General features: G+C 64.4%; 3 protein-coding genes. All 3 read right to left on the bottom strand.

Annotated features, from left to right (window positions below):
• Nucleotides 1-20: 20 nt before the first annotated feature.
• Nucleotides 21-1391: a lysine N(6)-hydroxylase/L-ornithine N(5)-oxygenase family protein gene (locus tag ACOSV0_RS24665; protein WP_434114540.1), complete on the bottom strand. Its 1371-nt coding sequence runs from the start codon at nt 1389-1391 to the stop codon at nt 21-23.
• Between the two features lie 78 nt (nt 1392-1469).
• Nucleotides 1470-6524: an amino acid adenylation domain-containing protein gene (locus ACOSV0_RS24660; protein ID WP_434114538.1), complete on the bottom strand. Its 5055-nt coding sequence runs from the start codon at nt 6522-6524 to the stop codon at nt 1470-1472.
• Between the two features lie 41 nt (nt 6525-6565).
• Nucleotides 6566-16486, bottom strand: coding sequence for an amino acid adenylation domain-containing protein (locus ACOSV0_RS24655; RefSeq protein ID WP_434114536.1), 9921 nt, complete (start codon nt 16484-16486; stop codon nt 6566-6568).
• Nucleotides 16487-16768 lie beyond the last annotated feature (282 nt).

Here is a 16768-nt window from a genome sequence, read left to right as displayed (position 1 = left end):
GGCCAAACGGCCGCGTTTTATTAAAGAGCGAAGGCCATGCGGCCCGCGCTCGTCCCGCTTTTTTCTGTTTGTGCGGTCCGGCTGGCCAACCGGTCCTGTGATGTGTGGTGGGCGAGCGACGCGACGATTTCGTCCGAGCGCAGCGCGAGAACCGACAGCAGCGTGTCGGACAGTCCGTGACTGTCTTCACAGCAGCCTTGCAGGTAAATACGCGGTTTGAAACTCGCCGGTGTGGCAAGCCGGTAATCGCGTTCGACGTTGCCCTGCGCGAGCGCATCGCCCAGATGCGGCGCGAGACCTTCGAGCAGTTCGAAATGCGTGTCGCGGCGATACCCCGTCGCCAGCACGAGCGCATCGAATTGCTCGGCACGCGCGTGGCCGCTCAGGCGGTCGCGCAGCGTGAGCTCGATCTGACCGCCGGCAGTACGCACCGCCGTCTCGATGCCCGTGTTCGCCAGCAGACGATGGCGCGGCTCTGCCGCAACGTTCTGCATATAGAGCATTTCGTAGATCTGCTCGATCAGCGGGCGGTCGACCACCGCATAGTTGGTGTCGCGAAAGCGCTCGATCAGCGAACGGCGGCCGTCTCTCGGCTGCGCGTAGACAATGTCGGTAAAAGCCGGGCTGAAGATCTCGTTGACGAACGGGCTGTCGTCGGCAGGCTTGAGCGCGCTCGAACGGATCACGAGACTCGCATCGACATGCGGAAAACGGCGCGTCAGATCGACAAACACCTCCGCCGCGCTCTGCCCCGCGCCGATCACGGCCACGCGTTTGCGCGGGCCGTTGGCGTCGCCCACCACCCGGTCGATCGACGTCAGATACTTCGACGAGTGCACGATATTGTGCGAACCGAGTGCGGCAAAAGCCTCCGGCACCTGCGCGCCGCCGCCGATACCGACCGACAGTGCGCGCGTCACGCGCTGCCACTCGCGGCCCTCTTCGTCGCGCGAAAATACGCGCAGCGCTTCGACTTCGTTCACGTTACCCGCAGCCTTGACCGCTTCGATACCGGTCACCGTCTGGCCGTAGTGCGCGCGGTCGTCGAACGAAGCGGCCACCCAGCTAAGGTAATCGTGAAACTCGACGCGCGTCGGATAGAAACTCTTCAGATTGACGAAATCCGCCAGACGTCCGCGCTCGAACAGATAGTTGATGAACGTGAACCTGCTCTTCGGATCGCGCAACGTGACGAGATCCTTGAGGAAGGAAATCTGCATCCGGCAGTCGTCGAGCAGCATGCCGCGATGCCAGCCGAACTCGGGTTGCCGTTCGATAAAGCAATGTGTGAGATCGGCTACGCCGGCCTCTTCGGCGAGGCGCACGGCAAGCGCCAGATTCGACGGCCCGAAGCCGATGCCGATCAGATCAAATACGGTGTCTCTGTGCATGTCGCAGGTCCTTATCGGTGTGAGCCGGCGCGCCGGATGCGCTGGCCGGAGAAAATTGTTGGTCGAGCGATGCGAACGTCAGCCTGCATCGTGTACTTCGGCAACGGTCGATGCACCTGCAACGATCCGCACGCCCAGACCGGCGAAACTCGGCGCGGCGAATACATCGGCAATCGAGAGTGCATGACCGGCTGCTTGCGCCGCGTCGACAAAACGCACGACGTCGAATGAAGTCGCCCCGGCTTCGAATAGATCGTCGTGGTGTGCCGGCGTGTTGCCTTCGAAGAGATCGCTCCAGACGCGTTCGAGCGCTTCGGCGAGCCGGGTTGCTTCGTTGTGAAGCGCGCCCGACGCATTCGTGCCAGCAGCAACGGCAGGTGTTGTCAGTGCAAACCGCGCCGGCGACGCGCCGAGCGCTTCATGCGGTGCATCGACGAACTGCTGAACCACGTTCAGATAATCAGCCGTCAACGCCTCGACGAACCGGCCGTCGACCAGTTCATCCGCATACGAAAATGCGCCCGTCACGCGTCCATCCGGATGCTCGACCACGTCGAGTTCCAGTTCGAACACAACGCGATGACGGACATCGTTGAAATCGTCGAGCGTGAGGCCGGCCCAATCACGCTCCGCTGCGCCGGCGGGGCGCAGATAGTTGAACATCACCGAGAAGAGCGGATTGCCGGGTTCCGGGCGCGGTGCGCGCAACGCTGCAACCACATCGGCGAACGGGGTGTCCGCGTGCGAATAGGCCGCGAGCGCCGCATCGCGCACTTCGGCTAGCAATGTGGCTGGCGTATGTGTTTCTGCGAGCCGCGTGCGCACAACCACCGCGTTGATGAAGAGACCGAGTGCGCGGCGCGCGGTCTCGCCCGTCAATTCACGCGTCGATGCCAGAACGCCGACCGGCTGATCGGCCGCACCGGTCGCACGATAGAACGCGACGTTTAGCGCGGCGTGCAGGAGCATCGGCAGCGTTGCGTGGACTTCAAGCGCCATTGCGCGGGCACGTCGCACCACGTCCGGGGAGAATTCGAACGCGAGGCGGCCCGCGCTCCAGCGTGGCGCCGCGGATCGGCCCGAAGGCGGCGCAGGCAAAACGTGCGCGGGCGCATCGGCAAGCACGTCGCGCCAGAAAGACAGACGCGCACGCGGCGCCGCGACCGGCAAAACCAACGCGTGAGGCGAAGGCAGCGACACGCTCGAAGCCGCGGGAAATGCGCCACGCACGATCGCCACATAGATCGTGCGGACTTCGTCAAGCCACAGATCGATCGACTGTCCATCCGACACGATGTGATGCACAACCAGCGACAACACATGATCGTGCTCGCCGAAACGCAGTAGGCGCACGCGCCAAAGCGGCGCATCGGCGAGCAGGTCGAACGGCGTCAGCGCGTCTTCATTGGTAAGCGTCACGGCGGCGGCCTCGCGTGCACTATCTGCGCTATTCGCGGCTTCGAGCGAAAGCAGATCGATCACGGGCAATTCGAAAGACGCCATCGCTGCAATCCGTTGACCAGGCAATTCCCCGCTTCTTTCGACGAGACGTGTGCGCAACGCCGGATGCCGCGCCATCGCGGTAGAAAACGCTTCACGCAATGCATCGACATCGAGCGGCCCGCGCAGACGCAACGCGACAGGAATGTTGTAGGCCGCGCTGTCCGGCTGCGCGCGCCACAAGAACCACAAGCTCAATTGCGCGGCAGACAGCGGCAACACGTCGGACGCTCCAGCAGGCGCGCGCGATTTCGCTGCCTCGCTCGCGAACCCCGAATGCGATCCGGGCTCGGCATTCATTTCAACCACCGCCTCGCTGCGCGCCGCAGCCATCACGCGCTGCGCGTACTGCGCCAGGATCGGCGCTTCGAAGAGCGTGCGCACCGGCACATCTCGCGCGAGCCGCTCGGCTACGCGCGTCGTCACACGAACTGCCGCGAGCGAATGTCCGCCGAGTTCGAAAAAGTGATCGCCACGGCCAACACGCTCCACGCCCAGCACTTCCCGGAAAATCAGCGCAAGCGCCGTTTCGAGGCCGGCGGCAGGCGCCTGATAGGCTCGCGCGACACGCTGCGGCTCCGGCAATGCAGCGCGGTCCACTTTGCTGTTCGCATTGCGCGGCAATGCATCGAGCACGACGATATGCGCGGGCACCATGTAATCGGGCAACGTGTGACGCAAATGCGCGTCGAGTTCTGCGGCGTCCGCCCGCGTGTTGCGCTCGCGCGCTTCGGCGCTCAACTCGACATACGCCACCAGGACCGCGTGCGTTCCCTTGCCGTGCACGATCGCCACCGCCTCGCGCACGTCCTCATGCGCGGCGAGCTGCGCCTCGATTTCACCCAACTCGATACGCAAGCCACGCAGCTTCACCTGATGGTCAACCCGGCCGATAAAGTCGAAGACACCGTCCGCGCGCCGTTTCACCAGGTCGCCTGTGCGATAGAGACGCGCGCCCGGCGCACCGAACGGATCAGGCACAAAACGCTCTGCGGTAAGCGCGGGCCGGTCGAGATAACCGCGTGCGACGCCCACACCTTCGCCACCCAGATACAGCTCGCCAATCACACCGACCGGCAGCGAATTCAGGCGGGCATCGAGCACATGAGCGGATCGGGCGCCGACCAGCGTGCCGATCGGCAGATAGGCACTGTCGGCGAGCTTCGCGACATCGTCGGTGGGATAAAACATCCACAGCATCGGCGTGATGACGGTCTCGGTCGGCCCATATCCGTTGACAATGCGTGCGTTCGGAAACGCGCGGCGCATCAGCGCGAAGGCTTCACGCGATGTCGCCTCGCCACCTACCGTCAACGATCGCAACGTCGGCGGCGCACCGTGTGCGAGCGCCCATTCGGCAAGCTGCGTCGCGCAGCCGGGCGGCACGTAGGTCATCGTCACGCCTTCTCGCGTCATCATCCGGCAGGTTTGCGCGGGCGGCCACAAGGTGTCGGCGGTGATGGCCACCGCGGCGCCGGACATGTACTGCGAGAACCAGCCCTCGTGCGCGCCGTCGAAATTGACCGACTGGAATAACAGGAAGACGTCGCTTTCACCCGCGCCGTAACGTGCGGCAATCGCCGCGCAATGCAGCGCGAAGGAACCGTGATCGACCACGACGCCCTTCGGTTTGCCGGTCGAGCCCGAGGTGTAGATCACATAGGCCGCCTGGTGCGGCGAGACAGTCGGCAAAGCGACCGGCGCGGTCGAGAGATCACCGCGCTGTGGTTCCTCGTCGATCAACCACAGGCGCAAACGATCCGACGCCGGCAGCGCGGCCAGGCTGGCGCGCTCGGTAATGACATGGGTAATCTGTGCGTCATCGAGAATCTGTGCGAGACGCTCGCGCGGATGGCTCGGGTCGAGCGGCACGAACGCGCCACCGGATTTCAACGCGGCAATCAGACCGACCAGCAGATCGACCGAGCGGCTTAGCGCTACCCCGACGCGCATCTCCGCGCTCACGCCGGCTGCCACCAGCTTCTGCGCAAGCCGCGTCGCGCATGCGTCTACTTCGCCACGTGTAAGCGAACGCTCTAGATCCGCTACGCCACGCGCATCCGGTCGCGCATAAGCATGATCGGCCACGCGCTGATGAACCGGCCTGAATACTTCCTGATGATCGACTGCCGTGCTGTTCCACGCATTGAGCTGAGTCCGCTCGGCTTCGGGCAGCCATTGCAGATCGCCGACCGCCGTTCCGGGCGCGTCCGTTGCATGCGACAGCAATTCGACGAAACGCGCCGCGAGCCGCTCGACTGCATCCGCCTCGAAGATATCCAGCGCGTAGATGAAGTAGGCATCGACGGAACCGTCATCGCGCTCTTCGAAACTCAGCGTCAGATCGAACTTGGCAAACGGTGCTCCGGACGGCAACTCAGTCATGCGAACGCCGGCAAGCGAAGGCAAACGACGACGCGCACCATAAGCCGCCATCACCTGAAACAGCGGATGGTGGCTCGCGCTGCGCACTACGCCAAGCGCCTCGACCACCTGTTCGAACGGCACGTCCTGATGCGATTGAGCGTCGATGAGCGTGCGCTGGGTCGCACCGACTAACGCAGCGAAAGATTGCGTTGCGGCAACAGGCGTCGCGAGCGTCAAGGTGTTCACAAAGAAACCGACGAGGCCGGCCGCTTCGCCGCGCTCGCGATTCGCAGCCGGCACGCCGATCTGAATCTGCGCCTCGCCCGACGAACGCGTGAGCAATGCATTGAGCGCCGCAAGCAGCACCGCGAACGGCGTGGCGCGTTGAGCATTGGCGAGCGCCTTGACCTGCCTGACGAGCGCGGCATCCAGCACGAACCGATGCCGCGCGCCACGCGCGCTCCGTTGCGCCGGACGCGGCGCGGCCCCCGGTAGCATCAGCACGTCGCGGCTCGCATCCAGCCTGGCGCGCCAGAATTCCAGTTGACGTTCGCGCTCGCCCGCATCGAGCCAGCGGCGCTGCCACAGCGCGTAGTCCGCGTACTGGATCGGCAACGGCGCCAGCGATACGGCCTCGCACTTCGCATACGCCTGATAGAACGAGGCCAACTCCGCGAGCATCACATCCGCGGACCAGCCGTCCGACACGATGTGATGCGTCGTCAGCGCGAGCCAATGCGTCGTCGCGTCGAGCCGGATCAAATGCGCGCGCATCAGGGGCCCAAGCGACAAATCGAAGGCCTGTGCTTCGTCCGCTCGCGCAATGGCAGCCGCACGCGCCTCACGCTCGTGCGCAGGCAACGTGCTCACGTCGCTTGCATGCCACGGGCAGCGCGACGGCGCATGTACGGTCTGCAACACGCCGTCCGCGCTTTCGGTGAAAGTCGTACGCAGCGCTTCGTGGCGCGCAATCAGTGCATCGCACGAAAGACGCAGTGCATTGGCGTCGAGCGCGCCGTCGAGCCGCAAGCGTTCGGTGATGTGATACGCCGCCGGCTCGTCGATCATGCGCGCATGCAGCCACAGACGCGTTTGCGCGAACGAAGCCGGCACACTCGCGGTCCGCTCGGCGCGCGGCGGAATCGGCAGCACGCGAAAATCGATGCCCGCTGCGTCAAGCTTCGTGAGAAAGGCCTTGCGCTGCGCGTCCGGCAAAAGCGCGAAACGTGTCGCGAGGGAAAGCAGATCCGGTTTGGCTGTCGTCATGCTGGGTTGTCTCAGTGCTCAGTGCTGGTCGGCGTGATGGTTTACTGCAGCTCGAGTTCGCCGAGGAGTGCGTCGATGGCACTCGCGGTGTTCTCGCCGGCGCCCGCGTCGCGCTCCGCTAGCGCGCGATCGATCGCGGCGGCGCAGCGCTGAAGCGTGCGTTCGTCGAATAGCGTGCGCAGCGGCAGGATCAACGTCCAATGCAGATTGGCCTGTGCGTTGGCTTGCGTCGCGAGCAATGAATGACCGCCGAGGACGAAGAAATCGTCGTCACGCCCGATCGCCTCCACGCGCAGAACGCGTTGCCAGATCACGGCGAGTTCACGTTCGGTATCGGTTTGCAGAGATGCAGCCGGATCCTCGCCGAATGAGAGACTACGAACCGGCGCAGGCAACGCATGACGATCGCACTTGCCGTTTGGCGTAACCGGCAGCGCCTCCATCTCGATCAGTTGCGCGGGCACCATGTACGCGGGCAACTGGGCACGCAGCGCATCGAGCAATGCATGTGTGTCGATGGTATTGCCCACGCCTCGCGCGACATAGCCGACCAGTTGCTCGTCACGTACGATCACCACGGCGTCGTGTACGCCTGGCTCGGCACGCAGCAAGGCCTCGATTTCACCGGGCTCGATACGCTGGCCGCGCAGCTTTACCTGCGTATCGATCCGGCCGAGATAATCGAGCGCACCGTCCGCGCGACGGCGGGCGAGGTCGCCGGTTCGATAGAGACGTGCACCCTCAATGAACGGGTCCGGGACGAAGCGTTCCGCCGTCAACGCGGCACGGCCGAGATAACCACGCGCGAGTCCCGCTCCACCCAGATACAGCTCACCGACCGCTCCTTGCGGCAGCGGTTGCAATGCCGCATCGAGTACGTGCAGTTGCAAGTTCGCAATCGGATGACCAATCGGCACGGACACTGCGTTTGCATCGCGCGCGTCGCAGCTCCAGTGCGAGACGTCGATGGCAGCTTCAGTCGGACCGTACAGGTTGTAGAGGCGTGCATTCGGCAGATGCTGCGCGACGCGCGCCACCAGTTCCGGTGCAAGCGCTTCGCCGCTCGCCACGATCCGCTCGATGCTCGCGCAGCGGCCCGCAACCTTGAAATCTTCCAGGTGAGCCAGGAACGCGGCAAGCATCGACGGTACGAAATGCAGTGTGGTGACGCGATGCGCTTCGATTGCCGCGACCAGACGTGCCGGATCGCGATGATCCCCCGGCGCCGCAATCGCGAGTTTCGCGCCGACCGCGAGCGGCCAGACAAACTCCCATACCGAGACGTCGAAGCCGAACGGCGTCTTGTGCAGCACGACGTCGTCGGCGTTCAGACGATAGGCGTCCTGCATCCACGCAATCCGGTTCGCCAGCGCACCATGTGTATTTCCCGCGCCTTTCGGCTTGCCTGTCGATCCGGATGTGTAGATCAGATAGGCAAGTTGATCGGAGGCGACTTCCACAGGCGCAGCGAGCAAGGCCTCGGTGCTGAGGAGTTCGCCGACGGTCAGAATCCTGACATCGACGCCTTCGACCGCTGCGGCGACACGGTCACGCAAATGCGGCTGCGTCAGCACAACCGCCGGGTTTGCGTCGTTGAGCAGATACGCGATACGTTCGGCCGGATAGTCCGGATCGATAGGTAGATACGCCGCCCCCGCTTTCAGCACACCGACTAGCGCGACCACCATGTCGAACGAACGCTCGACGCACAACGCGACCGCCGTATCCGGCCGAACACCCATGTCGATGAGCGCGGCCGCGACCCGGTTAGCGCTCGCGTCGAGCGCGCCATAGGTCATCTGCTGCGTATGTCCTTGCGGATCGGTGAATTCAAGTGCGATTGCGTCGGGCGATGCGAGCGCCGCCTGCTCGAATTGCCGGTGCAGCGCCTGCTGCTGCGCTTGCGGCCAGGATTGCGCGGTTGCATTGGCGTTCGCCAGCGTGGCGAGATCGTCGGCGGTTGCAATCGAGATCGTGCCGAGCGGCGCATGCGGATCGGCGATCAAGCCTGCCAGGCACGCGGAAAACGCGCGATGCAACGCGGCCACACGGGTTGCATCGAGTTGCGCGACGTCGTAGCCGTAGTCGATCGTGAGCGTCGTGCCGGCTTCGATCACGAGCGTGAGCGCGAAATCGGTGGCTTCGATATTGCGTAGTTCACGCAGCTTGAGGGCTCGTTCGTCGCGCCCCTGCCAGGCTTCATCGACCGGATAGTTTTCGAATACGACCAGCGTGTCGAACAGCGCGCCGCCACCTTGGCCTGCCCACTGCTGGATTTCGTAGAGCGGCGTATGCGCGTGTTCCGCGGCCGCGGCGTTGTCGCTTTGCAATTCATGCAACCATGCCGATGCAGAGCGTTGCGGTAAAGGCGCGGTGATGACCGGCAGCGTGTTGATGAAAAGGCCCAGCACGGTGTCGGCATCGGCAAGCGCGTCGGGACGTCCTGCTACGGTCGCGCCGAATGCAACGGCGGTGCGATGCGTCATCCGTTGCAGAGCGAGTGCCCATGCGCCCTGCACCATCGTGTTGACGGTGACTTTCAGACGGCGCGCTGTTTCGATGAGCCGGGCCGTTGTATCGGCATCGACGGATTCACGGCGCGTGAGGTGTCCGGCAACGCGTGCTGTTTCTGGAGCGCGATCATGTTTGAGTCCACTGTCGTGGCTCTGATCGCGGACCTGCTTGTCTTCGCGTTCGCTATCGTCATGGGCGCGGTCACGCTCCCGGTCGGCGATCAACGTCGGTTCGTCAATCAACGCGAGACGTTGCAGCCAGAACGCGCGCTCGCCTTCCGTATCGCGCGCCGCGAGCCACGCGATGAAATCGCGGTAGCGCGTTTTAGCCGGTGCGGCGAACGGTTGCGGACGCCGCGGCTCGATATAGTCGCGCAGCACGTCGGCGAAGAAGCGCGCCGTGCTCCAGCCATCGAGCAGTAAATGATGGCGCGTCCAGACGAGACGCCACGCTTGATCCGTCACGCGAATCAGCGTGACGCGCATCAAAGGCGGTGACGTCAGATCGAAACCACGCGCACGGTCGTGAGTAAGCCAGGTCTCAAATGCATCGAGCGCACCCGCATCTCGATCTCGCCAGTCGATAATCTCGACCGGTATGCGCGCCTGGCGATGCACGACCTGCATCGGCGTGGCTTCATCCGGCGTGAACCCGGTGCGAAGAATGTCGTGGCGCGGCACAGCACCCTCGAACGCGGCGCGCAAACGCTCGACGTCCGGATCGATCAGCGTCGCGACCAGTTGATTGACATACGTCGATTGCTCCGGCGCAAACAGCGAGTGGAACAGAATGCCGTGTTGCATCGGCGAGAGCGGGTAGATATCGTCGACGGTGCGTAGATCGAGCGGCAGGCGCTCCAATGCGGCCTGCGTGAGCCCTGCGGTGCGCGCAAGCGGATAGTCGCCGGGCGTTGCGCCGCCGCCGCGTTGTGCGAGACGCGCCGCGCAGGCAGCGCTCAACCCGGCAAGCGCGGTTTCGAAACGCTGCGTGAGCGCTTCGATCGTCGCGCGCTCGAACTGCGTTGCACCGTATACCCAGTGAATTTTTAGCGTGCGTGCGGCGTCGCCATCGATATAGGCGTGAATCGCCAGCGAATTGCCGATCGGACCCGCGGGATCGCGCTCGCGGCCCACGCCGCCGAAACGCGGCACTAGCGCAGCCTCGTGCGGCGCGTCGAACTGGCCGAGGTAATTGAAGGTCACATGCGGCCGTGGCACGGCAGCGAGCGCCGCGCGCGTCGCTGCATCGCCGTAGTGACACAGCACGCCGAAGCCGAGCCCCTTGTTCGGCACCGCACGCAGTGTGTCCTTGACCGCGCCGAGCGTCGCCGCCGGCGTGCTTTCGACGGTGAACTGCACCGGATAGTGGCTCGTCAACCAGCCGAGTGTGCGGCTCACGTCGGCATCGTCGAATAGCGCTTCGCGGCCGTGGCCTTCGAGTTCGATGCGGCAGCGAGGCATGCCGAGCGACTGCACGAGGGCCGCGATCAGCAGTTCGATCATCTGCGTACGGTAGGCCGCGTTTGCCTCTGTCAATACGGTGCGGGTCAGATCGGCATCGATCGTCTGGATGACCGTTTGTGCGTCCGCATTAGTCGCCTTCGCTTGCGGATGGTCGAGCAGCAGGTCGTCGCATGGCGCGGCGAGCGCGGCCCAATACGGCACTTCAGCGGCAAATGGCGAGTTCGTTGCATCGCGCGCCACGCGAGCGAGTTGCGCCGCCCATTCCTGCGCGCTCGTACCCGTCGACGCAAGACGTACCATGCGACGCTCGCGCGCCGCGCGATAGGCGGTGTCCAGATCGTCCAGCAGCACACGCCACGACACGCCGTCGACGATGAGGTGATGAATCGCCAGATAGAGCTTGGTCGTTCCGTCCGGCAACAGCGCGGCGAAGGCGCAGACGAGCGGGCCATGCGTCAGATCGAGCGTGCTTTGCAGCGCGTCGAACTGGGCGAGCGCATCGGTTTCGTCGCGTGTGGCAGCGACTGCGAACGGAAGCGCCTCGAACGCGTGCTCGGCGAATTTGAGCTGCCATTCCCCATGCGGACCGCTCGGCGCGAACCGGTGGCGGAAAATTTCGTGATGCGTCAGCAGCGTTTCGAATGCACGGGCGAAGGCATCGGTGTCGAACGGTGCCTGGGCATCGATCTCGATCGACTGGTTCCAGTGACCACGCTGCGGAATATCCAGCGCAAAGAAGCGCAGTTGCGCAGGGGTAAGAATCGCGTTTTGTCCGGACGCTGACGTCGGCGCCTGTGCTTTGGGAGCCGACAATGTGGAGGGCGTTTTCGACGCAGCCGGTGCGGCCGCATCCACCGTTGTTGCAACACCGGCGAGTTGTGCGAGCGTAGGCGCGTCGAACAACTGCTTCGGCGTGAAGCGCACACCGCGTTTTCGTGAACGCGCAATTACCTGCAACACCAGAATCGAATCGCCGCCCAGTTCGAAGAAGTTGTCGTTTCGGCCCACGCGTTCCGCTTTGAGCACTTCTTTCCAGACGGCGGCAAGCGCCTCTTCCGTCGCACCTTGCGGTGCGTCGCCATCGGTAACGGATTGCGTCGGTGCGGCGGCAAGCGCACGCAATGCCGCCCGATCGACTTTGCCGTTCGCGGTGACCGGCAATGTCGGCACGATCAGCAACACGGCAGGCACCATGTAATCCGGCAGACGCGTGGTCAACTCCGCGCGCAGCGTCGACTCATCGAGACGTGCGCCGTTAGACGAGGCGACGAACGACGCCAGGCGCAAGCGGCCCTCATGGTCCACCGCGAGCGTCTCTGCCTGAGCGACGCCTTCGAGCGCGCGCAGCGCGGCACTCACTTCGCCAGGTTCGACGCGATAGCCGCGAATTTTCACCTGATCGTCGAGCCGCCCAAGAAAATCCAGACGACGATCGGCACGCAGCCGAACGCGGTCACCCGTCCGATAGAGACGTTCACCCGGGGCGAACGGATGCGGCACGAAACGCTCAGCGGTTGCTGCCGCGCGATTCAGATAGCCACGTGCGAGGCCTGGACCGCCGAGATAAAGTTCACCGATTCCGCCAGGCGGCACGCTGACGCCGTGGGTGTCGAGCACGCATGCATAGGCGTTTGGCAGCGGCAGGCCGAGCGGCACGGATTGCGTGGATTGCGTAGGTTGCGTAGGTTGAGCGGTTTGCGTGGTTTGATTGAACAGCGTCGTTTGCGCACCACGCCCCGCCTGCATGGCGTGACCCATTGGTAAGCACAATGCAGTTCGCGCCGGCGCGGAGGTATCGAAGGTCAATGCGCCAACCGTTGCTTCAGTCGGACCGTAGTGATTGATGACACGGCACTCGGGCTTGAGCGCCGCAATCCGTTCGACAAGCGACCACGGCAGCGCTTCGCCACCCGTCACCAGTGCGTGAGCGGGCAGCACGTCGGCGGCCTGCTGCGCATCGAGCAGTGCATGCAGATGACTCGGCACGATCTTCAACACGCCCACGTCGCGTGTGCGCATTTCGTGAGCGAAGCGATCGGGATCGAACGCGCATTGAGCCGGCAGCAGATGCAGTGTGCGGCCCGAGCAAAGCGCACCGAATAGCGTCGTATGACCGAGATCGGCGGCGACGGTCGACACCATCGCCATCGAGGCACCGGCGGCAAAGGCCAGCTCGTCCAGCATGCCTTCAACGTAATCGACCAGCGCGCGATGCGAGATCACAACGCCCTTGGGCGTGCCGGTCGATCCCGATGTGAAGATCAGATAGGCGGCCTGGTCAGGTAGCGGTGCCGGACGCGGGGCAGCGGCGTTGGCCGCTGCGTTCGCGCTCAAGTTGATATCAGAACTCGTGCCAGCAGCAATCTCCCGCCCTGCAAGCGATGAATCTCGCGCGAGCGCATCGATATCCAGCGCCGTGGCGCTGCCCACCGTCAGCGCGCCTCCCGCGGTCAGCATCCATTGCGCGCCGCAGGCATCCACGGCAGCCGACAGGCGTTCGTGCGGCGCAGTCGGATCGAGCGGCACCGCGTAGGCGCCCGACTTCATCACACCAAGCAGCGCCACCGCGAAGCGCACCGAGCGCTCGATGCATACCGCAACCGGCTGCTCCGCACCCACGCCAAGTTGCTGCAAAGCGAACGCGATGCGCTCCGAAGCGTCATCGAGTTCAGCGAACGTAAGCTGCGTGTCGGCGTCAGCAAGCGCAACGCGATGCGGCGTTTCACTCGCGTGACGCGCGAACAACGCCAGAACGCTATCCGCCTCAGATTGAAGCGCGCGACCCTGTCGCGCCGCGCCATATCCAGCCTCATCCGCGCAATCCAGTTCAGCAATCGCGCGTTGCGGATCACGTACCGCGTCGGCGACCAGTGCCGCATAGCTATTGAGCCACGCCTGCGCAGTCGCTTCATCGATACCGTCGAGCGCATACGCGACTACCAGTTCGATACCACGCGGATCGTCGGTGAAATCGAGTGCGAGATCGAAACGCGCGGCAAGGTCGAGCCCCGGCGACATTCGCACCGACGCGCCCGGCAATTCAGCCGCCAATTCCAGATCGAACTGCTGCGCGAATTTGACTTTGAGCCATTCTTCGCCGCGCCGCACCGGCGGCTTGACCGCATCGAGCACCTGATCGAACGGTACGTCCTGATGCGCGAAGGCATCGAACGCCGAGCGGCGCACATCGTCGAGCAAAGCAGCGAATGATTGGCCTGGCGCGACACGCGCGCGCAATGCCAGCGTGTTGAGGAACAGTCCGACCAAGGGTACGGTTTCCGCACGCTGCCGATGCGCAATCGGCGCGGCCACTACGATGTCGGTTGCACCGGTCATCCGGTAGAGCCAGGCGTCGAACGCGGCCAGCAACACGGTAAAGGGCGACGCCTGCGCGCGCCGCGCGGTTTCGCGCACCGCGGCGGAGACTGCTTCCGGCAATCGCAACGCGAGGCGGCCGCCGCGATAGTCGCGTTGCGGCAAGCGCGTCCTGTCGAGCGGCAAACCCAGTGGCTCGGGCGCGGCACGCAACGCGTCGCGCCAATACGCGAGCTGGCGCTCGCCTTCGCCAGCGGCGAGCCAGTCGCGTTGCCATTGTGCATAGTCGGCGTATTGAATCGGCAGCGCGGGCAATTGTGGCGTGCGCCCCTGGGCGAACGCCGCGTAGGTTGCCTGTAATTCGTCGAACGCGCAACGCGAGCTCCAGCCGTCGCTGATCGCATGATGGGTCGTCAACAGGAAGCGTTGCGTGTTGTTGGTCAGTGTGATGAGCGTGGCACGCACCAGCGGGCCGTTCGACAGATCGAACGCAGCGCCGACGTGTTGCGTCGACAACTCTGCGAGCCGCAATGCGCGCTCGTTTTCTGTACTGGTGTGCAGATCGATTTCGGCAATCCGTACAGGCAACGCAGCGTGAATGCGCTGCATGACGATACCGTCGTCGGTTTCGACGAGCGTAGAGCGCCACGCTTCCTGACGCTCAATCAGACAATCGAGTGCGCGTTGCAGCGTGCCGAGGTCGAGTGCACCCTGCACGTCCCATTGCACGGCGACGTGATACGCCGAGCCGGCGTCCTGAGTTTGCGCGAGGACCCAGAAGCGCTGCTGGGAAAATGAAGCCGCACGGTCGACAAACGCGGCAGTTGAGCGCGGCAGTACTGCGATCTGCTGATGCCCATTCACTACCGATTCAGCCTCGCTGTTATCGATAAGCGCCGCAAGCGTCTCAAGCGCCTGATCGTCGAACAATGCATCGAGCCTTAGATTCACGCGCCATTCGATCCGGATCGCGGCCTGCAATTGCATCGCCGCGAGTGAATCGCCGCCGCGTGCAAAGAACCTGTCCGTACGGCCAATTGGCGCGGGATCGTTCAACAGTGTTTGCCAGATGTCGGCAAGCCGCTGCTCCGTGGCAGTTTGGGGCTCGACATAATCGGCCGCGGCCGCAACGGGCAGTGCCGCCACAGCATCGCGCAACGCAGCGCGATCGAGCTTGCCGTTCAGCGTATAAGGCAGACGTGCGAAGCGCGTGAAACGATGCGGCAGCCACGCTTGCGGCAAATGCGCGGCAAGATGCGCCTGCAATGCGGCGTCGCTGAGTGCGTCCTTCAGCACCACACACGCAATCAGTTGCGTCCTGCCGCCCATTGCTTCGGCCAGCACACCCGCATCGGCGATCGCCGGATGCGTCAGCAGACACGCTGCAATCTCGCCAGGTTCCACTCGCACGCCGCGCACTTGTACCTGATCGTCGATGCGGCCGAGATAATCGAACGAACCGTCTACACGTTCGCGCGCGAGGTCGCCAGTGCGATAGATCCGTTCGCCCGGCGCACCGTTTGCGTCCGGCAAAAAACGTTCAGCGGTCAGCGCCGCGCGGCCATGATAGCCACGCGCGAGACACACGCCGCCGAGCAGCAGTTCACCGGCCTCGCCGCGCTGCGCCGCGCCGTCGATCCGCGCCACGCGGCGCCCGATCGGCCAGCCGATCGGCAGCGACGCGTAGCCGTTGCCCGTCTCGAGCGCCGGTGTCGTACCCGGGTCGACCGGCCACAGCATCGGCGAAATCACCGCCTCGGTCGGTCCATAACCGTTGACGAGCCGGATCGACGGGAACACGCGGCGAATCTCGTCGAAGCTGTCCTGCGACATCGCTTCGCCGCCGAACAGCAGCACGCGCAGCGAAGGCGGTACGCCGACGCGCTCGCAAACGTTCGCGAATTCGCGCAGATAGGCAGGCGGCAGCGTGGTATTGGTCACGCCCTCTCGCAGCATGAAGGCATGCGTGGCTTCCGGTGGAAACGGCGGCGGATCGCTGATCACTACGCTGCCACCCACGGCGAGCGGCACCAGCCATGCTTCGATCGAGACATCGAAATTCACCGAAGCGAAGTGCAGCACGCGATCCGTACCGTCGATCGGCAACGATTCAGCGAGCGCGTCGCCGTGCGCGGCAAGCGGCCCGTGTTCGACAGCGACTGCCTTCGGCGTGCCCGTCGAACCGGATGTGTAAATCATGTAGGCGGCCGCGCGCGGATGCACCGGCTCGTCATCGCCATCGAAACGCGCGGCGGCCACGTCTGCCAACGCATCGCTTTCGACGTCGAAACACTGCGCGAAACGGGCACGCATAGCCGCATCCGCAGAAGCGTCGACAATGCCGTGAACAAGACCGGCATCCTGCGCAACCCAATCGAGCCGCGCCGCCGGATGTCGCGGATCGAGCGCGACGAACACCCCGCCGGCCTTCAGCACGGCGAGCAGAGCCACAAACAGATCGCATGAACGCGCGACACACACGCCAACGCGCACTTCCGTCCTGACGCCTGCCGCTCTCAACTGCGCGGCGAGCCGCGCCGCGCGGCTATCCAGTTCTCCGCGCGTCAGGCGCACGGTACGCGGCGTGAACGACGCCAGCGCGGGCGCATCGGGTTCGATACGCGCCAAGGCGCGGATTCGGTGGTGCAACGCAATCGGGAAGCTCGTCATAGGCGTGAAATCCGTTAGAACTGGCCGCATCGGCCGAGTCGCAGGCCGCAATGGGCCGCTTCATTGGGTGTGACGATCCGCGATCGAGAATCTTTACCGCCTTCGTCGATTTATTCGGACTGCATGGCTTCGATGCGACAAAGCGCGGCAGACGGTAAATGTTTGCAGCGGCCATTCGTCTATCAGGCGAGGGGCGTGTTTTTGCGCCCCGCTGATTTGCCGTCCGCATGCACTGCCGCATGCGCCGCATCTCACCGATCCATTGCGACCCACTGCGACCCA

Source organism: Paraburkholderia caffeinilytica (assembly GCF_051027425.1).
In the GTDB taxonomy this organism is placed as follows: domain Bacteria; phylum Pseudomonadota; class Gammaproteobacteria; order Burkholderiales; family Burkholderiaceae; genus Paraburkholderia; species Paraburkholderia caffeinilytica_A.
The sequence above is the reverse complement of the archived record's forward strand: the minus strand, read 5'-3'. Positions and strand labels throughout refer to the sequence as shown.